Here is a 25,575-nt window from a genome sequence, read left to right on the forward strand (position 1 = left end):
CTCGGGCTCCGCGAAGACGATCGTCGGCTTCCTATGTCTGGCCCCGGAGGTCGACGGCGGCCGCCTCGATCGACCAGCGGCCGTCCCGCCACACCACATGCATGTCCGCCACGACGCGCGACGTCTTCGGGAAGTCCTCGACGACCGCGCCGCTCGCATCGAGCGTCGCGGACGGGTGCTCGGTGAATCGAAGCAGCACGCCGTACTCGCCTGCACGGATCTCCGTGGCGCGGGTCTCCGTGAACTCGATCCGCCCACCCACGGAGTGCTGCCCTTCCGACAGGTCCTCCACCATGTCGCCGGCGTTGGCGCAGTAGTCGCAGAACTCGCCGCTCAGGCTGTTCCACGCCTCGAGGTCCCCCGTGGCTTGCGCGTAGGGGAACAACGACATGAAGTACTGCGCGACCTCGAGGGCCGCATCGCTCGACGGTGGTCCAGACAAGCCCTTCGGAGACTTCGGGGGAACTGACGCGTCGAACTCGGCGGCCTCCGGCGACGGGGAGGGTGTCGGTCTCGCGCTCGGGGTCGGGGTCGGCGACGGCGACGGTGCCGCCACGGTCGTGATCGTCGGGCCGGGATCGGGTTGTTCCCCGCTGCAGGCGGTGAGACCGAGCGTCGCCACGATCAGTGCGGTCGCGAGTGCCCCCACGCATGCGCAGGAACCTACCGAAACCGGGCAGCGCCGTGGGCCGGACCCTCCTCCCTGTGGACAGGCCCGCCCGGTCGCTCGCGAGTCGGGCGTGGAGTCGTGCGTTTCTCGCCAAGTCGTGCAGACGAACGCACGAGTCGGCGAGAAACGCACGACTTCGCGGGGTGGGGCGGGGTGGCGGCGCGGTGGGGTGGGGTCAGCGGGTGAGGGTGCGGAGGACGGCTTCCGCCTCGTCGTGGCGGCCCGCGGCGCGCAGGACCGTGACCAGGGTGGAGGCGGCCTCGCCGCGGGGGCCGGGCCGGTGCGCGAGCGAGAAGCCCTCGACCGCCGACTCCAGGTTCCACACGGCCTCGTCGACCTGGCCGAGGCCGTCGTGCAGGCGACCCGCGAGCCAGAACGCGTGCGCCGCGTCCACGACGTGCCCCGCGCCCGCGTAGGCCTCGGCGGCGCGGGTCGCGCGCGCGGCGGCTGCCGCGGCCTGTGCCGGACCGGTGGAGGCGAGGACGCGGGCGGCGGTGTCGTCGAGGTCGGCGCGGGCGCGGCGGCGCACGGCGTCGGCGCGGGCGGCGAGCTCGGCGCCCGCGGCCGCGGCGGCGGGGTCCGCAGCGCCCGCACCCCCGCCGGTGAGCGCTCCGGCACCGCCGGCAGCTGCGGCGGCGTCTGCGGAGTCGAGGTCCACGAGGAGGGCATCGACCGCCTCGAGCACGGCGTCGGCGCCGCCCGTGGCGGACGCGGCGGGGGCCCACGCGACGACGACGGCCGTGACGATCTCGGGTGCCGCTCCCCCGGCCCGCAGGCGAGCGACGGCCGCCGGGTAGGTCGCGGCGGCACCCTCCTCGTCGCCGGCCTCCTGCGCGCAGCGCGCGGCCTCGGCGAGCGCCAGGCCGGCGTCGGCGAGGCGACCCTCCGCCTCGGCGGCGGCGGACGCCTCGAGCCACGCGGCGGCGGCCGCGACCAGGTCGCCCGAGCGCACCAGACGCTCCGCGCGGTCCACGGCGGACTCACCGCCACCCGAGACCGGTCCGGCATCGTCGAGCAGCAGGCCGGGGAGCGAGGCGGGGTCGGCGCCCAGCGGCCCGAGCGGCCCGTCGGTGAGCAGCACGTCCGCCTCGTCGGGCGCGGCGGACGAGCCCAGGGAAGGGACGGGCGACGGCGCGGCGCCCGTCGGGATGACCGCGAGGTCCAGGGTCACGTCGGCGGGGCGGGTCGCGCGCGCCTCGGCAAGCCGCCGGGCGAACCGGTCGGTGCCGTTGCGGGCGTCGAACGCCGCCGCGAGCGCGGTCGCCTCGGCGACGCACCACGCGTGCAACGCGGCGACGTCGGACGCGGGCACCCCGTCGAGCGCGACGTGGTGCCCCGCGGCGTCGGGCAGGAGGGCCGCGGTGCCGGCGACCACGTCGGTGAGGAAGCCGAACCGACCGTGCGGGGTGTCGGCCTCGAGCAGCAGGTGCGCGTCCTCGGTGAGCGCGCGCAGCGCCCGGCGGGTCTGCCCGCCGCGGGCCAGGAGAACGAACCGCGAGCCGCGTGCGCTCGTCATGTCGGACGGCGCGCCCGCGAGCGCGGCGACCGCGCGCCGGTGCGCCACGACGGCCTGCTCGGCCCGGCCCGCGTCGAGGTGGATCAGCGCGAGCGTGGACAGCATGTCGGCGGGTTCGGTCGCGCAGGTCGCGCCCGAGTCGAGGGTCGCCTGGATGAGGCGTGCGGCCTCGTCGTCGTCCCCGCGTTCCACGAGGTACGACGCGCGGTCGCCCGGGTCGCACGCGTGGCACTGCGAGTAGTCGTCGCGCGGCGTGCGGACCCACTCCTCGAACAGCGCGTCGACGTCGTCGGACCCGCGCAGCCGCGCCCACCCGAACGCCTCGAACGCGACCGCGTCCCGACCGAGGCCCGCGAGCGCGTAGCGCCGCTCCATGTCGGCGAGGGTCGCCTCGATCTGCTCCGCGGGGATGTCGGGGAAGTCCGACAGGTGCCCGACCATCCACTTGAACGACCAGAACAGCCCGTGGGTGTCCTCGGCGTCGAAGTGCTCGGGGTGCTCGTCGTACCAGCGCACGGCCTTGGTGAACGGCAGGTACGCGCGCTCGACCTCGCCGCCCCACACGAACGACTCGACGAGCACGTTGAGCGCGTACGCGCGCGACGCGTCGGGCCCCTCGGCCTCGACGAGCCGCACCTGCTGCTCCGCGGCCTGCGTGCGGGCGATGCCGTAGGGCATCTTGCGGACGCGGGAGATCTCCCGGTTCGCCTCCTCGACCGACCGTGTCACGCGTCCTCCTGGGTCTCGTCGGGCAGTGCGGCGCCCGGCCGCGTCAGCCCTGCCTCGAGCAGCACGCTCATGGCGTCGTTCATGAGCTCGGCCTCGCGTGCCCGCAGGGGTTCTCCGGCAAGGAGCACGGCCGTGACGTACAGAGACCGCACGCCCGCGGCGAGCACGGGGTCGGCCGGGTCGGCGGCGAGCAGCCGCCGCACGGTGGGGTTGGCGTCGTTCACGACGAGGCGGCGGGCGGGCTCGTCGTCGCCGGTCACGAAGCCGGCGAGGACGCCGCCCCACAGGTCGTCGGCGGCGGCGACGGTGCGCCGAGCGTCCTGCTGGTGCTCGCCGTCGCGGTCCTGCAGCAGCACGGCGGGCACCTCGGCGGGCTCGAAGCGGCGCACGACGAGCGCGCAGTCCAGCGGCCGCACCACGGCGGCGGCGGCCTGCACCTGGTCGAGGACCTCGAGCTCGCGGTGCGGCTCGACGGGCGCGAGGACCTGTGCGACGTCCTGCGCGCGCAGCTCGCGGACCTGCCAGCCGGGCCGTCGCGCGAGCCGGGCGAGCAGCTCGTCGTCGTACACGTAGCCCGCGTTGACGACCGTCATGCCCTGCGCGCGCGCCACGGGCGCGACGCGACGGAAGTCCTCGACGCGCGTGGTGTGCAGGACCTCGCCGACGTCCTCGCGGACCTGCGCGAGCGTCGTGGCGCCGTCGGTCGTCTCGAACGGCAGGACGTGCGCGACGAGGTCGAGCACCTCGTCGTCGGTGACCGCGAGCGAGCGCAGCGCGAGGTGGTGGGTGGAGACGATGCGGCGGACCGTCTCGAACGGCATGTCCGCCGCGGCGGACGTGAGCTCCGACGAGCCTGCGCCCGACGAGCCCGCGCCGGCCGACCCCGCGCCCGACGAGGCCGTCAGCGCCGCGACGGTCCACGCGCGCACCTGCGCGGCGAGGACCTCCTGCGTCGCGAGCAGCAGCTCGTCGGAGTAGAGCTGCTCGCGCGACGCGGTGGGGCGCAGCACGCTCGTGTCGACGACGCACCGGACGAAGAACGCCCACTCGGGCAGCAGGTCGTCGACGTGCGTGCCCAGGAGCATGCGCTTGAGGTAGACCCGGTGCCGGCTGCCCGCGCCGGGCGGGACGGCGGTGGGCAGCACGAACGCGACGCCCGTGAGCCCCGCGAGCGGCACCGACAGGTCGATGTGCGCGAGCGGCGTGAAGCCGAGGGTCCGCTCGCAGTACGCGGCGAGCGCGGCGGTGCGCGCGGCCTCGTCGGGGTAGGTCGCGAGCCACGGCAGCGACGGCTCGGAGACCCGGCGCCACGCGGTCGCGGGCGACGAGCCCGACGACCCGCCCGCGACGTCCTGCAGGGGGACCTCGACCGCGACGTCGACGGGCAGCAGGCCGCCGAACTCCTGCGCGAGCGCGACGACGGTGTCGGCCGAGAGCCAGTGCTCGGCGTCGCGGCGTGCGCGCAGCCGGACCGTCGAGCCGACGGGGACGTCCGCGTCGACGGGCAGCACCGACAGGTCGTACCGGCCGTCGGCGTAGCCCACCCAGCGCACGGGCGGGGCACCGGCCTCGACCGCGGAGCGCGACACGAGCTCGATCTCGTCGGCCACCATGAACGCGGACAGCAGGCCGATGCCGAACTGCCCGAGGAACTCCTCGCGGCCCAGCCCCAGGTCCAGGTCGCGCTTCGACGAGCGCCCGACGGTCGCCAGGAGCTCGGTCGCCTGCGCGGGCGTGAGCCCGATGCCGGTGTCCGTGACCTCGAGCGTGCCGTCCGGCCCGGGTCGCAGCCGCACCCGGGCCGGGGCGTCCGCGTCGTGCAGGCGGCGGGCCGTGATCGCGTCGACGCCGTTCTGCAGGAGCTCGCGCACGTAGACGCGCGGGCCGGAGTACAGGTGCCGGGCGAGCAGGTCGACCACGCCGCGCAGGTCGACCTGGAAGGCCCGACCCGCGGCGGTGAGGTCCTCGCTCACGCGCCGCCCTGGTCCTGCTGGGCCTCCTGCTCGGCCTTGGCCGCCGCGGCCTGCTCCGGGTACTTCTCGTCGAGGTGCTCGAACAGCTGCAGGCTCGTCGAGATCGCGCACGCGAGGTGCAGGTCGACCTGGGCGTCGCTCACGCCGTGCTCGTAGTCGACCGTGTGCTCCGCGTAGACGCCGAGCACCTCGTCCTCGACCCGCACGTAGCCCTTGGGCCACAGCCGGTCCGCGTTCCACGCGTTGACGACGCGCGTGACGTCGTCGAGGTGCTCGGTGCCGAGCACGCGGTTCCAGCGGCCGCGCACCTGCAGGTACTCGCCGGCCTGGCCGAGGACGAAGAAGTAGAACAGGTGCCCGTCCCAGATGCCCCCGACGTCACCGTCGTCGTCGATGCCGTAGTTCAGGCCGCGCGCGTCGAGGCTCGCGGTGATCCGGTCACGGCTCAGCGGCGCGAGGCCTTCCTGCGGTCCCGTCGCGTCCTTGGTGAAGAAGCCCATGATCTCCCCGCTCGCCGGGCCGCCCGCGCCGGGTGCGCGGGTCCGGAGCCCGGGGACGAGCCTAGACAACCCGGGCGGCCTGCCCGTGCGGTTCGACGGTTCTCACATCGATGCGGTCCGCGAGGCGCGCGGACGTGGGCCGTACGGCCCGATTTCCACGATTCGAGTCGTTGAAAATCGGGGTCATGGACGAGCAGCAGCAGCCGGGTCGGGTGGTCGTCGTCGGCGCGGGCATGGTGGCGCACCGGCTCGCGGCGCAGATGGTCGCGCGCGGCGGCGACTGGCACCTGACGGTCGTCGGCGACGAGCCGTACGCCCCGTACGACCGCGTGCACCTGTCCGACGCGATCACCGGCGCGAGCGCGCAGGACCTCACGCTCGACCCGGCCGTGTGGGACGACGACCGCGTCGAGCTGCTCACGGGCGAGTACGTGACCGCGCTCGACCGCGACGCCCGCACGGTGCACACCCGCTCGGGCCGCGCGATCGGCTACGACGACCTGGTCCTCGCGACCGGCTCGTGGGCGTGGGTGCCGCGCACCGAGGGCGCGGACCTGCCCGGGGTGCTGACGTACCGCACGCTCGACGACATCGCGGCGGTCAAGGACAGGGTCGCGGAGCGCGCCGCGACCCTGGGCCGCCCGGTGCGCGGGGCGGTCGTCGGCGGCGGCGTGCTCGGCCTGGAGGCCGCCGCGGCGCTGCTGCACCTGGGGGCGGGCGCGACGGTCGTGGAGTTCGCGGACCGGCTCATGGCGGTCCAGCTCGACGCGGGCGGCGGCGAGGCGCTGCGCGTCCTGGTCCAGGGCCTGGGCATCGACGTGCGCACGACGACCGCCGCGTCGCGGGTCGTCGCGGGCGACGACGGCAGCGTGGCCGCGCTCGAGCTGTCGGACGGCGAGGTGCTCGACGCGGACGTCGTGGTGTTCTCCACGGGCATCCGGCCGCGGGACCGGCTCGCGCGCGAGTCGGGGCTCGGCATCGGCGAGCGCGGCGGGGTGCTCGTCGGTCCGACGTGCCGCTCGTCGGACCCGCGCGTCTGGGCGATCGGCGAGTGCGCGTCGTTCGAGGGCGAGTGCGCGGGCCTCGTCGCGCCCGGCAACGCGATGGCGGACGTCGTCGTCGACCAGCTGTTCGGGGGCCGCAGCGTGCACTCGCGCGCGGCGGACGGCACGCGGCTGAAAGGCGTGGGGGTCGAGGCCGCGAGCTTCGGCGACGTGCTCGCGCTGACGCCGGGCGCGCTGGAGGTCACGTTCGCGGACCCGGTCGCCCGCACGTACCGCAAGCTCGTCGTGTCCGACGACGCGAGCACGCTGCTGGGCGGCGTGCTCGTGGGCGACGTCGCGCTGTACTCGTCGCTGCGCCCGATGCTGGGCCGTCCGCTCGGCGCCGACCCGTCCGCGTTCCTCGCGCCCGAGGGCGGGGCGGGCGCACCGGAGGTCGAGCTGCCCGACGAGGTCGTGGTCTGCTCGTGCGCGAACGTCACCGCGGGCACGATCCGTGGTGCGGTCAGCGAGCACGGCTGCCGGTCGGTGGGCGAGGTCAAGACGTGCACCAAGGCGGGCACGGTGTGCGGCTCGTGCGTGCCGCTGCTCACGACGATCGTCAACGTGTCGCTCGAGCGTGCGGGCGTCGCGGTGTCGAACGCGATGTGCGAGCACTTCACGATGTCGCGCGCCGAGCTGTTCGCGCTCGTGCGGTCGGGCACGGAGCGGACGTTCAGCGCGATCGTCGCGGCGCACGGCACGGGCCGGGGCTGCGCGATCTGCCGGCCCGTGGTCGCGTCGATCCTGTCGTCGCTCGGCGTGGGGCACGTGCTGCAGCCCGACCAGGCGCCGCTGCAGGACACCAACGACCACCTGCTCGCCAACCTGCAGAAGGACGGCACGTACTCCGTGGTGCCACGCATGCCGGGCGGCGAGGTCACGCCCGACAAGCTGCTCGCGTTCGCGCAGATCGCGGCGGACTTCGGGCTGTTCACGCGCGTCACGGGTGCGCAGCGGCTCGGCATGTTCGGCGCGCGCCAGGACCAGCTCCCCGAGATCTGGCGGCGCCTCGTGGCGGCGGGCTTCGAGTCCGGGCAGGCGTACGGCAAGTCGCTGCGCGCGGTGAAGACGTGCGTGGGCTCGACGTGGTGCCGGTTCGGCGTGCAGGACTCGTCGTCCATGGCGGTGCGCCTCGAGCTGCGGTACCGGGGTCTGCGCTCGCCGCACAAGTTCAAGGTCGGGGTGTCGGGGTGCGCGCGCGAGTGCGCCGAGGCACGCGGCAAGGACGTCGGGGTCATCGCGACCGCGAAGGGCTGGAACGTGTACGTCGGCGGCAACGGCGGGTTCACGCCGCGGCACGCGGAGCTGCTCGCGGAGGACCTGGACGACGACCTGCTCGTGCGGGTGGTCGACCGCTTCCTCGCGCTGTACATCCGCTCCGCCGACCGGCTGCAGCGCACCGCGCCGTGGGTCGCGGCGTACCCGGGCGGCATGGAGGCGCTGCGCGCGGTCGTCGTCGACGACCGGGACGGCATCGCGGCCGAGCTCGAGGCCGAGATCGAGCGGCACGTCGCCGGGTACGTGGACGAGTGGCGGGCGACGCTCGACGACCCCGCGAAGCTCGCGCAGTTCACGCCGTACCTCAACGCGCCGCGGAGCACCGACCCGGACCTCGCGTACGTCCCGCGTCGCGGCCAGCGCGTGCCGCTGGCCGTCGACGTGGTCGACGCACCGCGGGACGGCCGTACGACGACGAACGTGCGCGAGCGCGTGTGCGCGCTGGCCGACCTCACCCCCGAGCGCGGCGCGGGCGTGCTGCTCGACGGGAGCGTGCCGGTCGCGGTGTTCCGCCTCGCCGACGACCGCGTGCTCGCGGTGCAGCAGCGCGACCCGTTCAGCGGCGCGAACGTGCTGTCCCGCGGGATCGTCGGCGACCGCGCGGGCCGCCCCACGCTCACGTCCCCCATGCACAAGCAGGTGTGGGACCTCGAGACGGGCGAGTGCCTCGACCCGGTCGGCAAGGACCCCGTCGACCTGCGGGTGTACCGCGTGGAGGTCGAGGCGGGCGACGTGCTGCTGTCCTCCTGAGCCCTACCGCGCGATGCGCCAGACCAGCTCGCGGCCGAACGGCTCGGCGAAGCCCAGGTGCTCGTACATCGCGCGCCCGTCCGGCGTCGCCGACAGGCCGACGCGCGTCACCTCGGTCTCGTCGTGGAACCACGTCATGAGCGCCATGACCGTCGCGCGCGCGTAGCCGCGGCGGCGGTACGCGGGCTCGGTCGACACGTTGAACACGTGGCCGCGCCGGCCGGACGGGTTCCACGGCTCGGGCGCGTGCTCCTGGAAGTCGCCGACCGCGCACGCGACGGGTCCGGTGGTGCCGTCGCCCCGGTCGCCGTCGACGACGAACGCGACGACCGTCCCGGCCGCGAGGCGCTCCGCGAACCACCGCGTGCACGTGGCCTGCCAGTCGTCCTCGTCGGCGCGGGGCACGCCCATCGCCTGGAGCATGAGGCGACGCAGGCGGGTGAGCGCGGCGGCGTCGCCCTCGCCGGCGCGGCGGACGGTCACGGGCTCGAGCGTGCGCGCGGGCGCGTCGTCGTCCCGGCGCGCGGGCTCGTCGGGGGTGTCGGCGGCGGTCTCGACCGGCGACGACGCGCGGTCCGCGCCCGCGGCGAGCGGCGGGTGGTCGGCGGGCGTGGTGCGGAACCGCGCCTGCGGCTCGTCGGACAGCGCCGCGTCGAGACGGGCGCGCACCGCCGCCGACAGCGGCGGCAGGGCGTCGAGCGGGAACCACGCGGCCTCGAGGTTCTCGCCGTCCGCGGGGTACGGCTCGCCGCCGACCCACCGCATGAGGAACACGAGGTCGAGGTACTGCGCCCGGTCGCCGTTGGCGTACGTCATGGGCGCGAGGACCTCGACGAGCGCGAGCCGCACGGCCTCGGCGTGCACCGCGGCCTCCTCGAGCACCTCGCGCGCGGCCGCGACGGCGGGCTCCTCACCGGGGTCGACGATGCCGCCGACGGGCGACCACGCGCCGGTGTCGGCGCGGCGCACCAGCAGGACCTCACGCGCCGACGAGCCGGCCGACGCGGCCGACCCACCCGGCGCGTCCCGCACGACGACCGCGGTCGCGCCCGTGAGCCACAGCGGGTCGGTGCCGATCTTCTCCCGCAGCGCGAGGATGAACTCGGGCGTCGCCACTCAGGCGCCCGCGTGCGTGCCGTCGACGGCGTACGGCTCGATCGCCGCGACCTCCTCGTCGGTCAGCGGCGGCGCGGACAGCGCGGCCACGTTGTCCTCGAGCTGCGCGACCGACGACGCGCCGATGAGCGCCGAGGTGACGCGCTCGTCGCGCAGCACCCAGGACAGCGCGAGCTGCGCGAGCGACTGTCCGCGCCCCTCGGCGACGGCCGCGAGCGCGCGCGCCCGCTCCAGGTACGTGGGCGAGATCGCGTCGGGCGTGAGGAAGTGCCCGACGGACGCGCGCGAGCCGGCCGGCACGTCCCCGGACAGGTACCGCCCGGTGAGCAGCCCCTGCTGCAGCGGCGAGAACACGATCATCCCGATGCCGAGGTCGCCCACGGCGTCGAGCAGGGACTCGCTCTGCCCGTCGGCGACCTGCTCGACGTGCCGGTTGAACATCGAATAGCTGGGCTGGTGGATGAGCAGCGGTGTGCCGAGGTCCGCGAGGATCCGCGCGGCCTCGCGCGTCGCGGACGGCGTGTAGTTCGAGATGCCCGCGTACAGCGCGCGGCCCGAGGTGACCGCGGTGTGCAGCGCGCCCATGGTCTCCTCGAGCGGCGTGTCGGGGTCCATGCGGTGGGAGTAGAAGACGTCGACGTAGTCGAGGCCCATCCGCGCGAGCGACTGGTCGAGCGACGCGAGCAGGTACTTGCGCGACCCGCCGTCCCCGTACGGGCCGGGCCACATGTCGTAGCCGGCCTTGCTGGAGATGACGAGCTCGTCGCGGTACGGCCGCAGGTCGGCGGCGAGCACGCGGCCGAAGGTCTCCTCGGCGGAGCCGTACGGCGGGCCGTAGTTGTTCGCGAGGTCGAAGTGGGTGACGCCGAGGTCGAACGCGCGGCGCAGCACGGCGCGCTGCGTCTCGTACGGCGTGCCGTGCCCGAAGTTGTGCCACAGGCCGAGCGACAGCCCCGGCAGCCGCAGCCCGCTGCGCCCGACCCTGCGGTACGTCATCGCGTCGTAGCGCGTCTCGTCGGCACGGTAGGCGGGCTCGGTGGCCATGCGGGCGGTTCCTCTCGTCGGGCGGTGCCTTGCACGCTATCCGACGACGCGCGCAGGTCCGGACCTGCGCGTCCGGGCGTCAGGCCAGGACCGGTGTGGACTCGCGCAGCACGACCTCGGTCGGCACCTCGACGACGCGCGGCGCACCGTTGCCCGCCTCGAGCACGAGCCGCATGGCCTCGGTGCCGACCTCCTCGAGCGGGATCCGCACGGTCGTGAGTCCGGGGACGACGTCGCGCAGCGTCGTGATGTCGCCGAAGCCCGCGAGCGCGAGGTCGTCGGGCACGACGAGACCCGCGGCCCGGGCCGCGGCGAGCGCGCCGAGCGCCATGACGTCGTTGACGGCGAACACGAGCTGCGGGCGGGCGCCGGACGCGAGCAGGCGCGTCATGGCGTCCTCACCGCCCTCGTGGTCGAACCCGCAGGTGAGCACGCGCTCGTCGGGCACTGGCGCGCCCAGCGCGGCGAGCTCGGACGTGAACGCGGTGCGCCGCTCGCGCGCGGTGAGGTGGTGCTCGGGGCCTGCGAGCACGGCGACGTCGCGGTAGCCGCGCCCGTGCAGGGCGCGGGCGAGTGCGCGGGCGCCGTCGACGTTCGCGACGTGCACCGCGTCGGTGCCGAGCACGGGCTGGCCGACGACCGCGGCGGCACCGCCCGACGTCCGGTACTCGTCGAGCGCGTCGCGCAGCGCGTTCGCGGTGCCCTCGTCGTCGTACCGGGACCCGGCGATGACGATCGCGCGCGCCCGCTGGCGCCGCAGCAGCCCGACGATCTCGACCTCGCGCGACGGGTCCTGCTCGGTGCTCGCGAGGATCACCTGCAGCCCGGCCCGGCCGGCGGCGTGCGCGACGCCGCGCGCGATCGTCGAGAAGTACGGGTCGGCGATGTCGTGCACGACGAGTCCGACGGACGTGGTCCGGCCACGCGCCATGGCCTGCGCGTTCGCGTCCGGCGAGTAGCGCAGGCGCTCGGCGGCGGCGAGCACCCGCGCGCGCAGCTCCGGCCCGACGGTGCGGGTGGGGCTGCCGTTGATCGCGCGGGAGGCGGTGGCGAGCGAGACGCCTGCCTCGCGGGCGACGTCGCTCAGCGTCACGGGTCCGGCCATGCGCACGAGACTAGGGGACCGCTCGTCGGGAAAGCGGTATCCTCGGGGTGACCCCGCTCGGCACGACTCACCCGCGAGGACGACGATGACGAACTCTTCCGCCGGCGTGCTCGTGCTGCGCGACGACGACCACGTGGGTGTCGCGACGCGCGACCTGCCCGCCGGCACCACCGTGCCGCTGCCGGGCGGTACGACGCTCGTCGTCCGCCACGGCATCCCCCGCGGGCACAAGCTCGCGCTGCGCGCCGTCCCCACAGGCAGCGCCGTGCACAAGTACGGACAGTCGATCGGCCGCGCGACACGCGACATCGCGCCCGGCGACCACGTCCACACGCACAACCTCGGCATGGCCGACGACGAGCGCACCTACGAGGTCGGCACCGCGCGCACCCGGCTGCCCGCACCCGCGCAGCCCCGCACGTTCGACGGGTACCGCCGCGCCGACGGCCGCTGGGGCACGCGCAACTACGTCGGCATCGTGACCTCGGTCAACTGCTCCGCGTCGACCGCACGCCTGGTCGCGGACCAGTTCCGCGGCCGCGTGCTCGACGCGTACCCGCACGTCGACGGGGTCGTCGCGCTCACGCACGACACCGGCTGCGGCCTGGTCCCGACGAGCGAGGGCGCGCAGCTCACGCTGCGCACGCTGCGCGGCTACGCCGACCACCCCAACATCGCCGCGCTCCTGGTGCTCGGCCTCGGCTGCGAGATGCTCCCGCCCGCCGCGGTCCTCGACGGCCTCGACCTGCCCGCCGACAAGCCCGTGCGCGTCCTGTCCATCCAGGAGACCGGCGGCATCCGCCGCACCGTGCGCGCGGGCGTCGCCGCGATCGAGGACATGCTCCCCGAGGTCGACGCGCTGCGCCGCGAGCCCGCCCCCGTCTCCGAGCTCGTCCTCGGCCTCAACTGCGGCGGCTCCGACGGCTACTCCGGCATCACCGCCAACCCCGCGCTCGGCCGCGCGTCCGACCTGCTCGTCGCGCACGGCGGCACGAGCGTCCTCGCCGAGACGCCCGAGGTGTTCGGCGCCGAGCACCTGCTGCTGCGCCGCGCGGTGTCGCGCGACGTCGCGCAGCGCCTGCTCGACCGCATCGACTGGTGGAAGCAGTACACCGCCGCGGGCGGCGGCACCCTCGACAACAACCCCTCCCCCGGGAACAAGGCCGGCGGCCTCACGACGATCCTCGAGAAGTCGCTCGGCGCGGTCGCCAAGGCCGGCACCGCGGACCTCACCGCTGTCTACGAGTACGCCGAGCGCGTCACCACCCGCGGTCTCGCGTTCATGGACACCCCCGGCTACGACCCGGTCTCCGTCACCGGGCTCGTCGCGGGCGGCGCGACCGTCGTCGTGTTCACCACCGGCCGCGGGTCCGTGCTCGGGTGCAAGCCCACCCCGTCGATCAAGGTCGCGACGAACACCGCGACCTACCTGCGCATGACCGAGGACATGGACCTCGACGCGGGGCGCATCGTCGACGGGACCGCGACCCTGGAGCAGGTCGGGCAGGAGATCTTCGACCTGGTCGTCGAGGTCGCGTCCGGCCGGCAGACCGTCTCCGAGGAGCTCGACCTCGGCGCCGACGAGTTCGTCCCCTGGCAGCTCGGCGCAGTCACCTGAGCCGAGGCCCTCGACGGCGGCAAGGGTGCGGGCGGGCTCGTCGTGCCAGAGGAGGAAGTGCGACGAGCCCGCCCGCGCGAACCGCGCGCCCGGTCGGCACCGGGCACACGGGGTTCAGCGCGGCGCGTACGACTCGCGCGGCAGGTGCAGGGCCAGGTCGACGGCGGTCTCGACGGCCTCGTCGAGGTCGAGGCGGTGCTCGGCGACGAGGCGGGCGAGGTAGCCGGCGTCGATGCGACGGGCCAGGTCGTGGCGGGCGGGGATGGAGCAGAACGCGCGGGTGTCGTCGACGAAGCCGGTGGTGTTGTAGAAGCCCGCGGTGTCGGTGACGGCCTCGCGGAAGCGGCGCATGCCGTCGGGGGTGTCGAGGAACCACCAGGGCGCGCCGAGCCGGACGGCCGGGTAGACGCCGGCGAGCGGCGCGAGCTCGCGGGAGAACGCGTCCTCGTCGACGGTGAACAGGACCATGCGCAGGTTCGGGTGGTGCCCGAACGACTCGAGCACCGGGCGCAGCGCGCGCGTGAACTCGGTGGGGACGGGGATGTCGTAGCCGACGTCGGGGCCGCGCGCGGCGTGCACCGCGGGGTCGTGGTCGCGCAGGACGCCCGCGTGCAGCTGCAGGACGAGGCCGTCCTCACTGGCCATGCGCGCCGTCTCGTGGAGCATGTGGCCGGCGAACGCGGCGGCGTCGGCGGGCTCGACGTGCCCGCGCAGCGCTGCGGTGAGGATGCGCTGCGCCTCGGCGTCGGTCAGCGGGGTCGCGTCCGCGCGCAGGTGGCCGTGGTCCGACGAGCGTGCGCCGGCGGCCTTGAACGCGCGCCGCCGCTCCTCGAGCGCCTGGACCAGCAGCCGGTACGACGAGACCTCGTAGCCGACACGGGCCTCGAGCGCGCGCAGCGCGGCACGCCAACCGGGCCGGTCGAGGTGCACGACGGCGTCGGGGCGGAACGTGGGGACGACGCGGTCGCCCCAGCCGTCGGCGGCGAGGCGCGCGTGGTCCTCGAGCCCCGAGTCGGCGGGGTCGGTGGTCGACAGGATCTCGAGGTTGAACCGCTCGAACAGCGCGCGGGGCCGGAACTCGGGCTGCGCGAGGCGGTCGACCAGGTGGTCGTAGACGCGGTCGGCGGACGCCGCGGACAGCGGCTCGGTGACGCCGAAGACCTCGACGAGCTCGTGCTCGAGCCACAGCCGGGTGGGCGTGCCGCGGAACAGGTGCCAGCGTGAGGCGAACGTCCGCCAGATCGCGCGCGGGTCGGTCTCGACGGGGACGCCGTCGCGGCGCGGCACGCCGAGCGCGTCCTGCGGGACGCCCTGCGAGACGAGCATGCGGATCAGGTAGTGGTCGGGGACGACGAGGAGCGCGGCCGGGTCGGGGAACGGCTCGTCGTCCGCGAGCAGTGCGGCGTCGACGTGCCCGTGCATGGAGACGAGCGGCAGGTCGCGCGTCTGCTCGAAGATCTCGCGGGCCAGGGGGCGCAGCGTCGGGTCCGCGGGGAGCGCGCGGTCGGGGTGCAGCGTGCGGGTCGTCGTCGTCATGCTCGCGCCTCTCGGGACGTCGCGGCTCTGAAACATCCTGAACGCGCATTCACGCGGTCGGATGCGCTTCTCAAGCATGGTCGACGCTACACGGCAAGCGCTTCCCGGACTAGGGTGTGCCGTGATGAAATCGCATTCATCGACGCGCCGGGCCCGACGAGGCGCCCGGCACCCCTGATCCGCCGGTCGAGGACGACCGCCCCGAGGAGGTCCACGTGGTCACGACGCTGCGCGACGTCGCGCGAGCCGCCGGGGTCTCCCCCGCGACCGCCTCGCGCGCCCTGACGCACCCCGAGCTCGTCGCGCCCGGGCGCCGCGTGCTCGTCGAGCGCGCCGCCGCGGCGCTCGACTACCGCCCGAACCGCGCGGCCCGCGAGCTCGCGGGCGGCCGCACCGGCAACCTCGCGGTCGTCGTGCCCGACATCGCCAACCCGTTCTTCGCGGGCCTCGTCAAGGGCGTGCAGGCCCGCGCGCGCGAGCTCGGGTACGGCGTGTTCGTCGCGGACGCCGACGACGACCCGCGCCTCGAGGCCGAGCTCGTCGCGCAGGTCGGCGCACAGGCGGACGGCACGATCCTCGCCTCACCGCGGATGTCCGACGACGAGGTCGCGCGCCTGCCCGACGACCGGCCGTTCGTGCTGGTCAACCGACGCCACGACGCGCACGCGTCGGTGGTCGTCGACAACACCGACGGCATGCGGCAGGCCGTGCGGCACCTGCACGCGCTCGGGCACCGGCGCATCGGGTTCGCGGGCGGACCGGCCGGGTCGTGGTCGGACGCGCGGCGGCGCGACGGGCTCGAGGTCGCGGCGCACGGGCTGCACCGGCTCGAGGTGGTCGACCTCGGGGCGTTCCCCGCGACGACCGCGGGCGGCACCGCCGCGGCGGACGTGGTCGCCGCGACCGGGGTGACGGCGGTGCTCGCGCACAACGACCTCGTCGCGCTCGCGCTCCTGGACCGGCTGCGCACGCGCGGCATCCGCACGCCCGAGGACGTGTCGGTCGTCGGGCACGACGACACGGTCGCGGTGCTCGGCAGCCCGCGCCTGACGACGGTCGCCGTGCCGCTCGCCCGCCTGGGCCGCGCGGCGGTCGACCGCCTGCTCGACGACGACCCCGGCCCCGACGTCCCGCTGCCGGTCGAGCTCGTCGTGCGCGCCTCGACCGCACCGGCCACCGCAACGGCCGCCGCGCCCAGCACCGCGCCGGCCACCGCACCCACCCGAGAGGCCCTGTCGTGACCGCACGCCTGTCCCGCCGCACGCTCGCCGACGCGCTCCCGCGCCCCGGCGTCAGCGGCCCGCCGCTCGTCCCCGCGCGCACGGGCGTCGTCCACCTGGGCCTGGGGGCGTTCCACCGCGCGCACCAGGCCGTGCTCACCGAGGACGCCGCGGCCGCGACGGACGACGACCGCTGGGGGATCCTCGGCGTCACGCAGCGCTCGGCGCGCGTCGTCGAGCAGGTCGCGCCGCAGGACGGGCTGTACGGCGTGCTGACGCTCGACCGCGACCGCGAGGACCTGCGCGTGGTCGCCGCGCTGCGCGAGGCCGTGTTCCCGGGTCCGCCCGGGTCGGGCACCGCGCGCGTGCTCGCCACGGTCGCGTCGTCGGACACGCACGTCGTGACGCTGACGGTCACGGAGAAGGGGTACCGCCTGGGTGCGGACGGGCGCGCGGACCTGTCCGACGAGGGCGTGCTCGCCGACCTCGCGGCGCTGCGCGGCCGCAGCGACGCCCCGGCACGCTCCGCCACGGGCCTGCTGGCGCGCGCGCTCGACCGGCGACGCCGCGCGGACGCCGGGCCGCTGACGGTGGTCTGCTGCGACAACCTGACGGGCAACGGCGCCGTGCTCGCGGGCGTGGTCGACGACCTGCTCGCGGCGACCGGCGACGACGACCTGCGCGCGTGGGTCGCGGCGTCGGTGCGGTTCCCGTCGACGATGGTCGACCGGATCGTCCCGGCGACGACCGCGGAGCACCGCGAGCGCGCGCAGCGGCTGCTCGGGCTGCGGGACGAGGCGCTCGTGGTGGGCGAGCCGTTCACGCAGTGGGTGGTCGAGGACGCGTTCGCCGGGCCGCGGCCCGCGTGGGAGAAGGCCGGCGCGACGCTCACCGCGGACGTGGAGCCGTACGAGCGCGCCAAGCTGCGGCTGCTCAATGCGACGCACTCGCTGCTCGCGTACGCGGGTGCGCTGCGCGGGCACGCGACGATCGCGCAGGCCGTCGAGGACGACGAGCTGCGCGCGTGGGCGACCGCGTTCACGGACACCGACGTGCTGCCGACGCTCGAGCCGCCGGACGGCGCGGACCTGGTCGCGTACCGGGACTCGCTGCTGCGCCGGTTCGCCAACCCGGCGACGGGGCACACCACCGTGCAGGTCGCGATGGACGGCTCGGTGAAGCTGCCGCAGCGGCTCCTGGGCACGGTGCGCGACCGGCTGGCCGCCGGCGCTGTGCCCGAGCACGCGGCGCTCGTCGTCGCGGCGTGGATGGCGTACGTGCGCGCGGCCTCGTCGGGCGCGCTCGTCGTCGCCGGACGCGAGGTGACGCTCGACGACCCGCTCGCGGCGGACCTCGCCGCCGCGGCCGCGGGGCCCGTCGAGGGGCTGGCCGACCGGCTGCTGCGCGTCGAGGCGGTGTTCGGCCCGGACCTCGGCGAGCACGCCGGTCTCCGGGCGGCCGTGGCCTCGGCACTGAGGTCCTTCCCCGTCCGCTGACGCGGGAGGCGTTGACCGGGCGGTCGTCGTGCGGAACGATGGAAAGCGCATTCCCTACTCGCCGTCGCCGCCCCGGAGGACCACGTTGACCACCCGCACCCTGCGCATCGCCATGAACGGCATCACCGGCCGGATGGGCTACCGCCAGCACCTCGTCCGCTCGATCCTGCCGATCCGCGAGCAGGGCGGCCTCACGCTCCCCGACGGCACGCGCGTGCAGGTCGAGCCCGTGCTCGTCGGCCGCAACGCCGACAAGGTCGGCGAGATCGCACGCCGCCACGGCGTCGAGCGGTGGAGCACCGACCTGGACTCGCTCGTCGACGACCCCGAGATCGACATCGTGTTCGACGCGTCCATGACGAGCCTGCGCGCCGCGACCCTCACCCGCGCCATGAAGGCCGGCAAGCACGTCTACACCGAGAAGCCCACCGCCGAGACGCTCGCCGAGGCCGTCGACCTGGCCCGGCTGCGCGAGGAGACCGGCGTCACCGCGGGCGTCGTGCACGACAAGCTCTACCTGCCTGGCCTGGTCAAGCTGCGCCGGCTCGTCGACGAGGGGTTCTTCGGGCGGGTCCTGTCGCTGCGCGGCGAGTTCGGGTACTGGGTGTTCGAGGGCGACCACCAGGGCGCGCAGCGCCCGTCGTGGAACTACCGCGCCGAGGACGGCGGCGGCATGACCACCGACATGTTCTGCCACTGGAACTACGTGCTCGAGGGCATCCTCGGCACGGTCCGCACCGTCACCGCGACCACCGTCACGCACATCCCCACGCGCTGGGACGAGCAGGGCCGCGTGTACGACGCGACCGCCGACGACGCCGCGTACGCGATCTTCGACGTCGTCACGCCCGGCGGCGACCCGGTCGTCGCGCAGATCAACTCCTCGTGGGCCGTGCGCGTGCACCGCGACGAGCTCGTCGAGTTCCAGGTCGACGGCACGCACGGCTCGGCCGTCGCGGGGCTGCGCCGCTGCGTCGCGCAGCACCGCGCGCACACCCCCAAGCCCGTGTGGAACCCGGACCTGCCCGTCACCGAGCCGTTCCGCGAGCAGTGGCTCGACGTGCCCGACAACGGCGACCTCGACAACGGCTTCAAGCTGCAGTGGGAGGAGTTCCTCGCGGACGTCGCGTCGGGCCGCCCGCACCGGTACGACCTGCTGTCCGCGGCGCGCGGCGTACAGCTCGCGTCGCTCGGCCTGCGGTCGTCGGCCGAGGGGCGCCGGCTCGACGTCCCGGAGATCGTCCTGTGAGCACCGACGCGGCTCCCGACCTCTCGCGCCTGTCCCTCAACACCGCGACGACGAAGCGGTGGACGCTCGCGGAGGCGGTCGCCGGGGCCGCGCGCGCCGGGCTCGGGGCCGTCGGGCTGTGGCGCGACCGCGTCGACGAGATCGGCGCGGAGCGCGCCGCGAAGATCGTCGCCGACGCGGGCCTGCGGGTCTCGTCGCTGTGCCGCGGGGGCTTCCTCACGGCCGACGACGAGCGCGGGCGACGCGGGGCGCTCGACGACAACCGCCGCGCCGTCGAGCAGGCCGCGACGCTCGGCACGCGCGAGCTCGTCATGGTCGTCGGCGGCCTGACCGCCGCCCCCGGACCCGAGGCCGCCGCGTCCCCGTACCCCGCGGGCGCCGCCGCCGACCCGGCGCGCGACCTCGTCGCGACCCGCGCGCGCGTCGCCGACCGCATCGCCGAGCTCGCACCGTTCGCCGCCGAGCACGGCGTGCGGCTCGTGCTCGAGCCCCTGCACCCGCTGTTCGCCGCGGACCGCGCGGTCATCAGCACGCTCGGCCAGGCGCTCGACCTCGCGGCACCGTTCGACCCCGCGGTCGTCGGGGTCGTCGTCGACACCTACCACGTGTGGTGGGACCCGGACCTGGCGCGACAGGTCGCCCGCGCCGGGGCGCAGGGGCGGCTCGCGGGGTACCAGGTGTGCGACTGGGTGCTGCCGCTGTCCCCGACCGCGCTGCGCTCCCGCGGGCACGTGGGCGACGGGTACGTCGACTTCGCCGCGATCACGTCCTGGGTGCGCGACGCCGGGTACACCGGCGACGTCGAGGTCGAGATCTTCGCCGAGACGGTGTGGGACGCACCCGGCGACGAGACCGTCGCGACGCTCGTCGAGCGCTACGTGCGGCACGTGCTCCCCTACGTGTAGCGGAAGGGGCCCATATCAACCCCAGGGGCGACTCGTCGACCATCTCACCTGCCGCAGCCGGTACGGGCGTCCTGGCGGTGCGACGTGACCTCGTCGTCGACGGCCCGGACGGCCACGACCGCCGACGACATCCTCGCGAGAGCCGACCGTCAGACGACCTCAGAGACGACCCGCTGGACGCCGAGGCTCGCGAGGACTCGCTCCCGGGCTCCACGGCGCGGTCCCGTGTCGCACATCAGCCGGCCTTCGGTGAGCACGACGACGCGGTCCGCCAGCGCGAGGGCCTCGTCGACGTCGTGCGTGACCAGGACCGTCGCGACCGGGCGGGCCGCGCGCACCTCGCGCACGAGCGCGTGCGCCTCGCGGCGGGTCAACGCGTCGAGCGCCGCGAACGGCTCGTCGAGCAGCAGCAGGTCCGGGTCGCGCGCGAGCGCGCGGGCCAGCGCGACGCGCTGCGCCTGACCCCCGCTGAGCGTGCCCGCACGCTGGTCCGCCACGTCCGCGAGACCGACCCGCGCGAGCGCCGCCACCGCACGCGGGCGGTCGGCGCGGCGCACGGGTGCGTCCGCGAGCAGCACCGTGCGCCACGTGCGCTCCCACGGCAGCAGGCGCGGCTCCTGGAACACCACGCCGACCCGCTCGGGGCGCACGAGGACGTCGGCGTGCGCAGCACCGTCCAGCCCGGCGAGCACCCGCAGCAGCGTCGACTTGCCGCACCCGCTGCGCCCGACGACCGCCACGAGCTCGTCGGCGCCGACGTCGAGGTCCAGCCCCGCGAGCACGGGCGGCGCGCCGTCCGCGAACACGCGGTGCAGCCCCCGTACCCGGACCGCCGCAGGCGCCCGCGACACGGCCCGGTCCCGGGTCGGCACGGTCACCCGCGCACGTCGTGCCACGCGCGCGACACGTCGACCGGCTCCGCGAGCAGCCCCTCCTCGACGTACAGCTCGGCGACGCGCGCGAGCTCGGCCGCGAGGTCCTCGTCGGCGTACGCGAGCCGCGGCGTCGCCAGCGCGGTGAGCCCCGCGACGACCGCGTCCGACGCGCCCGCGTCCCGGTAGGCGTCCGCGAGCGGCGCGGGGTCGGCGGCGAGCGCGTCGGCCTCGGCCGCGAGCGCGTCCACGACCGCGCGCACCACGTCCGGGTGCGCGTCGACGAAGTCCCGCCGCGCGACGTGCACGCTCGCGTTGTCGGAGCCCAGGTCCCGCGCGAGCGCGACCGTGCGCGCGCCGTCGACCTGCGCACCCACGAGGTACTGGTCCCACGTCGCCCACGCGTCGACCTTGCCCGCCGCGAACGCCGCCGCCGCGTCCGGCGGGGCCAGGTAGACGGTCTCGACGTCGTCCGGCGTGAGGCCCGCGCGGCGCAGAGCGAGGCGCAGCAGGTACTCCCCCGTGCCGCCCTGGTTGACCGCGACGGAGTGCCCCGCGAGGTCGCCGACGTCCGCGATGCCGCTGGCGGGCGTCGCGACGATGCCCTGCGTGTCGCCGTCGGTGCGCTCCACCGCGACGACGACGAGGTCCGGGTCGCCCGCGAGCGCCGCGACGACGGCCGTGGTCGAGCCCGACGTGACGTCGACCCGGCCCGCGGCCATCGCCTCCGCCGCGGGGGCGAACGCCGCGAACGGCTCGGTGGTCTCGGCCCGCGCGCCGACGCTCGCGACGGCCTCGTCGAGCGTGCGGTCGCCGGCCGCGAGCGTCAGGAGGTTCTGCGTCGTGAGGACGCCCACGCGCACGGGCACGTCGGGCGGCGCGGTCGTCGTGGTGCTGTCCGCGGTCGCGGCGCACCCGGCGAGGGCGGCCGCGAGCGCGAGCGCGGCGAGGGCGCGAGGTCGGACGCGGGTCAGGGGGGATCGGGTCAGGCGTGCTCGGGTCATGGGTGCTGGGCTCCAGGGGTGACGGACGCGAGGGTCGGGGTGGACGTGGTCGGGGTCGTGGGCGTGGCGGACGGATGGCGCCCGACGACGGGCGGCGGCTGCAGGAGGCGTTCGAGCGCGCGGACCAGGGCGTCGGTGACCAGGCCGAGCGCCGCGTAGACGAGCACGCACAGCAGGACGACGTCCGTGCGCGCGTACGTCCGCGCGTCGGTGAGCAGCGCGCCCACGCCCTCGGCGGCGTTGACGCTCTCGGCGACGACGAGCGCGACCCACGCGGTGCCGAGCGCGAGGCGCAGCCCGACGAGCACGGCAGGCAGCGCCGCGGGGAGCAGCACGCGCGTCGCGGTGCGACGCCGGCCCAGGCCGTAGGCCGCGGCGAGCTCGCGCAGCCGCGGGTCGACGCCGCGCACGCCGCCGACGGTCGCGAGGTACGTCGGGACGAGCGCGGCGACCGCGACGAGCAGCACCTTGGGCGGCTCACCGAGACCGACCCAGACGACGAGCAACGGTGTGACCGCCGTGAACGGCACGGCCCGGACGGCCTGCAGGGGCCGGTCGACGACGTCGTGCGCGATCCCCGACAGCCCCGCGAGCAGCCCGAGCAGCAGCCCGACCGCGACACCCGCTCCCGCACCGACGGCCACGCGCGTGCCGCTCACCGCGAGCGCGGCGGGCAGCGAACCGTCCGCGACCAGGTCCCACGCGGCCCGGAGCACCGCACCCGGCGCGGGCAGGACGTGCGGGTCGAGCCGCCCGCTCGCACCGACGACCGCCCAGGCGGCGAGCAGACCGACCGTGCTGAGCCACGGCCGCCACGCGCCCGGGGGCCGCGTCACGAGAGCGCCGCGCGCTCGTCGGACACACGGTCGTCGGGCACGCGCCCGTCGGACACAGGGTCGTCGGACACGCGGTCGTCGGGCACGCGGTCGTCGGACACACGGTCGGCGCCCACGCCGAGGCCGGCGAGGACCGTGCGCGTGACGCGCTCGTCGGGGACGCCGGGCGTGCGCGGGCGCGGGTCGTCGACCGCGATCTCCTGCGCGACGACCGCGGGGCGGCCGGACAGGCGCACCACGCGGTCGCCGAGCGTGACGGCCTCCCCCACGTCGTGCGTGACGAGCAGCCCGGTCCACCGGTGCGCGGCCCACGTCGCGGCGAGCCACAGCTGCGCGTCGAGGCGGGTGAGCGCGTCGAGCGCGCCGAACGGCTCGTCGAGGAGCACGACGTCCCGGCCCTGCAGCACGGTGCGGGCGAGCGCGGCGCGTTGCCGCATCCCGCCGGACAGCTCGTCGGGCCGCGCGTCCGCAAAGGACTCCAACCCGAACTCGGCGAGCACGTCGCGGGCGCGGGCGCGCGCGTCACGTCGTCGCACGCCCTGCACGCGCAGGCCGAGCGCGACGTTGTCGCACACGGTGTGCCAGGCGAACAGGTGGTCCTGCTGCGGCATGAAGGCGGTGCGCGCGGGCGTGCCGGTCACGTCGAGCCCGCCGACGAGCACGCGGCCCCGGTCGGGTCGCAGCAGTCCCGCGACGACCGACAGCAGCGTGCTCTTGCCGCACCCGCTGGGCCCGACGACGCACACGAGCTCGCCCGGTCGCACGCGCAGGTCGACGCCGCCGAGCACCGGCAGCGGACCGCGCGCGCCGGGGCGCGCGACGTGCACGTCGCGGACCTCGAGCTCACGCACGGGCCACCGCCCGCGGGTGCGCCCACGGCACGGTCACGCGCTCGAGCAGCCACGTCAGCCCGTACAGGGTCACGCTGACGAGCGCGCACAGTGCGACGGCCGCGAGCACCAGGTCGGTGCGGAACGCCGCGCGCTGCATGTTCATGTACGTGCCGAGGCCCCGCACGGCGCCGACGTACTCGGCGAACACCGCCCCGACCACCGCGTACGTGACCGCGATGCGGAGCGCCGTGAAGAACCGCGGCAGCGCCCCGGGCAGGCGGACCCAGCGCAGCTGCTGCCACCGCGAGGCGCCCATGCTCGTGAGCAGCGCGGTCGCGCCCGGGCCGGCCGCGCGCAGGCCCTCGACCAGCCCGACGACGAGCGGGAAGAACGTCACGAGCGTCACGACGAGCACCTTGGGCAGCAGCCCGAACCCGAACCACAGCACCACCAGCGGCGCGAGCGCGACCACGGGGATCGTCTGCGACGCGACGAGCACGGGAACGATCCCGCGCCCGACCGCGGGCACCAGGTCGACCAGCAGCGCGAGCGCCCACGCGACCAGGACCGACACCCCGAAGCCCGCGGCGGTCACCCCGAGCGTCGCCGTGGTGTGCTCTGCCAGGACGTCGCGGTGCGCCCACGCCTGCTCGGCCACCCGACCGGGCGTCGGCAGGAGCCGCGGGTTCGCGACGCTGAGCGCCGCGACCTGCCACACCGCCCCGAGCACCGTCAGCACGAGCAGCACCGGCAGCGCCCGCGCGGCGCCGCGGGTCACGGCTCCCCCAGCAGGCTCGTCGTGAACGTGGTCGACCAGTCCGGACGCTCGGCGAGCGGCTCGCCGTCCGGCCCCGCGAGGATGCCCGCGTCGAACAGGAAGTCCCCGTAGCCGGAGACCTGGTCGAGCGTCATGGTGCCGACCGAGCCGTCGTCGGCGCGCAGCCAGTCGGCGGACAGCATCCGCTGGCTCTGCGTCACCAGGTCTGGGTCGGCGAACGCGTCCGGGTTCTGCTCGACGAGCAGCGCCGCGGCCTCGTCGGGATGCTCCGCCGCCCACGCGTACCCGCGCTGCAGAGCCCCGACGAACGCGCGCGCCGCCTCGGGCTCGTCGGCGACCCACTGCCGCGAGGCGTCCACCACCACGGCGTACGCGTCCGGGAAGCCGTGGTCCGTGTACTCCAGGTAGCGCATGGGCGTGCCCGCGCGCTCCGCCTCGATGCCCTCCCACGCGACGTACGGGATGGTGAAGTCCGCCTCGCCCGCGTACAACGCCTCGTACGCCGACGAGCCGAGCACGACGGTCGTGAACTCCCCCGTCCCGCCGTCCGCGCGGATCACCTCCTGCAGGAGCGGGACCTCGCCGGGCGTGCCGAAGCCCGCGTACGTCAGGCCGTCCAGGTCGCGCGGGCTGGTGATGCGCTCGTCGTCGGCCCGCACGCCGATCGCGGTCGCCCAGTGCTGCAGGACCGCGAGCACCGCGACGACGTCCGCGCCGGCGGCCTGCGCGATGAGCGACGAGTCGTGCGTGCTGATCCCCGCCTCGGCGGCGCCCGCGTCGACGAGCTGGTCGGGGGCGGTGTCGCTGTACGGCAGCACCTGCACGTCCAGCCCCGCCTCGGCGAACATGCCGCGGGCGATCGCCACGTACAGCCCGGTGTGGTTGGTGTTGGGCGTCCAGTCGAGCGCGAACCGCACCCGCGTGAGCCCGTCGTCGTCGCCGCGCGACGGGCCGGCGCACCCGCCGACGACGAGCGCGAGGGCGACGAGCAGCGCGCAGCCGCGCGCCCGGAAGGTGGTGCGAGACATCGGGACCTCTGTTCAGCAGCAGGAGTGGGAGCACGCCCGTGGCGCAGGTGGCCTCGCGCACGGCGAAGCACCCGCGCACGGCGCGCAGGAGAACCACCCGCGGGATGCGGGTGCGGATGCCGGGGCCGGTCGGTAGTCCGCCGGTCGGTGGTTCGCCCGTCGGCGGTTCGCCGGTCGGTGAGCGGAGCGCGGGACGCGAACGTCCGCGCGGGAGAGCCGGCGGGGTTACGCGCGCGGGTGGGCGTGCTCGCGGGGTGCCCGGTGGGGGCGGGGCGTGCGGTGCGGACGCATGCGGGTCATGCGCGACATCCCTTCGCTAGTGCTACCTAGATCAGGTTCGACGGGTGTGATCTCAGCCGCTCGATGCGGCACCCCGTGTCACGGAACGTGCTCACCGTAGTCCGGTTCGCCCCCGTCGACGACGTCCCTGTCCACCCCTCGGATGTGCGCTCAGCCGACGCTCAGCCGACCGTCTG

At 75.6% G+C, this 25,575-nt stretch carries 20 protein-coding genes and 1 riboswitch; of the genes, 6 read left to right on the forward strand and 14 right to left on the reverse strand.

What is annotated here, in order from left to right:
* Positions 1–31: 31 nt before the first annotated feature.
* The 4 genes from F1D97_RS00640 to F1D97_RS00655 all read right to left on the reverse strand — a co-directional run bounded on the left by F1D97_RS00640 (position 32) and on the right by F1D97_RS00655 (position 5,388).
* On the reverse strand, positions 32–649 hold the full coding sequence (locus F1D97_RS00640; RefSeq protein WP_236123438.1) for a DUF6318 family protein: 618 nt from the start codon (positions 647–649) through the stop codon (positions 32–34).
* Between the two features lie 196 nt (positions 650–845).
* On the reverse strand, positions 846–2,915 hold the full coding sequence (locus F1D97_RS00645; protein WP_236121831.1) for a hypothetical protein: 2,070 nt from the start codon (positions 2,913–2,915) through the stop codon (positions 846–848).
* Positions 2,912–4,888: an HSP90 family protein gene (locus F1D97_RS00650; RefSeq protein WP_236121832.1), complete on the reverse strand. Its 1,977-nt coding sequence runs from the start codon at positions 4,886–4,888 to the stop codon at positions 2,912–2,914. Before F1D97_RS00650 ends, F1D97_RS00645 begins: the two co-directional genes overlap by 4 nt.
* Positions 4,885–5,388 carry a type III secretion system chaperone family protein gene (locus F1D97_RS00655; RefSeq protein ID WP_236121833.1) on the reverse strand — a complete coding sequence of 168 codons (504 nt, stop codon included), beginning with the start codon at positions 5,386–5,388 and terminating at the stop codon, positions 4,885–4,887. The genes F1D97_RS00650 and F1D97_RS00655 overlap by 4 nt, the downstream gene beginning before the upstream one ends.
* Before the next feature lie 185 nt (positions 5,389–5,573).
* On the opposite strand from F1D97_RS00655, the gene nirB reads away from it, so the two are divergent.
* Positions 5,574–8,459 (forward strand): nitrite reductase large subunit NirB, encoded by a 2,886-nt coding sequence (gene nirB, locus F1D97_RS00660; RefSeq protein ID WP_236121834.1) that lies wholly within the window; start codon positions 5,574–5,576, stop codon positions 8,457–8,459.
* 3 nt (positions 8,460–8,462) lie between these two features.
* Here nirB and F1D97_RS17435 read toward each other — a convergent pair whose 3' ends face one another.
* From F1D97_RS17435 to F1D97_RS00680, 3 genes are all read right to left on the reverse strand, one after another.
* On the reverse strand, positions 8,463–9,575 hold the full coding sequence (locus F1D97_RS17435; RefSeq protein ID WP_317618919.1) for a GNAT family N-acetyltransferase: 1,113 nt from the start codon (positions 9,573–9,575) through the stop codon (positions 8,463–8,465).
* Positions 9,576–10,619: an aldo/keto reductase gene (locus tag F1D97_RS00675; RefSeq protein WP_317618920.1), complete on the reverse strand. Its 1,044-nt coding sequence runs from the start codon at positions 10,617–10,619 to the stop codon at positions 9,576–9,578.
* A gap of 79 nt (positions 10,620–10,698) precedes the next feature.
* Positions 10,699–11,724, reverse strand: coding sequence for a LacI family DNA-binding transcriptional regulator (locus tag F1D97_RS00680; RefSeq protein ID WP_236121835.1), 1,026 nt, complete (start codon positions 11,722–11,724; stop codon positions 10,699–10,701).
* Positions 11,725–11,809: 85 nt separating this feature from the next.
* Between F1D97_RS00680 and F1D97_RS00685 the strand changes: the two genes are divergently transcribed.
* Positions 11,810–13,342 carry a UxaA family hydrolase gene (locus F1D97_RS00685; RefSeq protein WP_236121836.1) on the forward strand — a complete coding sequence of 511 codons (1,533 nt, stop codon included), beginning with the start codon at positions 11,810–11,812 and terminating at the stop codon, positions 13,340–13,342.
* A 114-nt stretch (positions 13,343–13,456) separates the two neighbouring features.
* On the opposite strand, the gene uxaC is transcribed toward F1D97_RS00685, so the two are convergent.
* Entirely contained in the window at positions 13,457–14,878 is a 1,422-nt protein-coding gene (gene uxaC / locus F1D97_RS00690; RefSeq protein ID WP_236121837.1) for a glucuronate isomerase, read from the reverse strand.
* A gap of 215 nt (positions 14,879–15,093) precedes the next feature.
* Here uxaC and F1D97_RS00695 point away from each other — a divergent pair, with 215 nt between their 5' ends.
* From F1D97_RS00695 to F1D97_RS00710, 4 genes are all read left to right on the forward strand, one after another.
* On the forward strand, positions 15,094–16,119 hold the full coding sequence (locus F1D97_RS00695; protein WP_236121838.1) for a LacI family DNA-binding transcriptional regulator: 1,026 nt from the start codon (positions 15,094–15,096) through the stop codon (positions 16,117–16,119).
* The gene (locus F1D97_RS00700) at positions 16,116–17,594 is read left to right on the forward strand and encodes a mannitol dehydrogenase family protein (RefSeq protein WP_236121839.1); all 1,479 of its coding nucleotides are present in this window, start codon (positions 16,116–16,118) and stop codon (positions 17,592–17,594) included. The genes F1D97_RS00695 and F1D97_RS00700 overlap by 4 nt, the downstream gene beginning before the upstream one ends.
* A 112-nt stretch (positions 17,595–17,706) precedes the next feature.
* Positions 17,707–18,843 (forward strand): Gfo/Idh/MocA family protein, encoded by a 1,137-nt coding sequence (locus F1D97_RS00705; protein WP_236123441.1) that lies wholly within the window; start codon positions 17,707–17,709, stop codon positions 18,841–18,843.
* Complete coding sequence (locus F1D97_RS00710; RefSeq protein WP_236121840.1) at positions 18,840–19,748, forward strand: sugar phosphate isomerase/epimerase family protein; 909 nt, start codon at positions 18,840–18,842, stop codon at positions 19,746–19,748. Before F1D97_RS00705 ends, F1D97_RS00710 begins: the two co-directional genes overlap by 4 nt.
* Before the next feature lie 149 nt (positions 19,749–19,897).
* On the opposite strand, the gene F1D97_RS00715 is transcribed toward F1D97_RS00710, so the two are convergent.
* The 6 genes from F1D97_RS00715 to F1D97_RS00740 are packed head-to-tail and all read right to left on the reverse strand — an operon-like array spanning position 19,898 to position 25,099.
* Positions 19,898–20,626, reverse strand: coding sequence for an ABC transporter ATP-binding protein (locus tag F1D97_RS00715; protein ID WP_236121841.1), 729 nt, complete (start codon positions 20,624–20,626; stop codon positions 19,898–19,900).
* Positions 20,623–21,624: an NrtA/SsuA/CpmA family ABC transporter substrate-binding protein gene (locus tag F1D97_RS00720; RefSeq protein ID WP_236121842.1), complete on the reverse strand. Its 1,002-nt coding sequence runs from the start codon at positions 21,622–21,624 to the stop codon at positions 20,623–20,625. Before F1D97_RS00720 ends, F1D97_RS00715 begins: the two co-directional genes overlap by 4 nt.
* The gene (locus tag F1D97_RS00725; RefSeq protein WP_236121843.1) at positions 21,621–22,460 is read right to left on the reverse strand and encodes an ABC transporter permease; all 840 of its coding nucleotides are present in this window, start codon (positions 22,458–22,460) and stop codon (positions 21,621–21,623) included. Before F1D97_RS00725 ends, F1D97_RS00720 begins: the two co-directional genes overlap by 4 nt.
* A complete protein-coding gene (locus tag F1D97_RS00730) occupies positions 22,457–23,311 on the reverse strand; it encodes an ABC transporter ATP-binding protein (RefSeq protein WP_236121844.1) in 855 nt (284 codons plus the stop codon). Before F1D97_RS00730 ends, F1D97_RS00725 begins: the two co-directional genes overlap by 4 nt.
* The gene (locus F1D97_RS00735) at positions 23,304–24,071 is read right to left on the reverse strand and encodes an ABC transporter permease (protein WP_094181014.1); all 768 of its coding nucleotides are present in this window, start codon (positions 24,069–24,071) and stop codon (positions 23,304–23,306) included. Before F1D97_RS00735 ends, F1D97_RS00730 begins: the two co-directional genes overlap by 8 nt.
* Positions 24,068–25,099, reverse strand: coding sequence for an ABC transporter substrate-binding protein (locus F1D97_RS00740; protein ID WP_236121845.1), 1,032 nt, complete (start codon positions 25,097–25,099; stop codon positions 24,068–24,070). The genes F1D97_RS00735 and F1D97_RS00740 overlap by 4 nt, the downstream gene beginning before the upstream one ends.
* A gap of 291 nt (positions 25,100–25,390) precedes the next feature.
* Positions 25,391–25,485: riboswitch (TPP riboswitch) on the reverse strand.
* Between the last annotated feature and the right edge of the window lie 90 nt (positions 25,486–25,575).

The organism is Cellulomonas palmilytica, from assembly GCF_021590045.1.
In the GTDB taxonomy this organism is placed as follows: domain Bacteria; phylum Actinomycetota; class Actinomycetes; order Actinomycetales; family Cellulomonadaceae; genus Cellulomonas; species Cellulomonas palmilytica.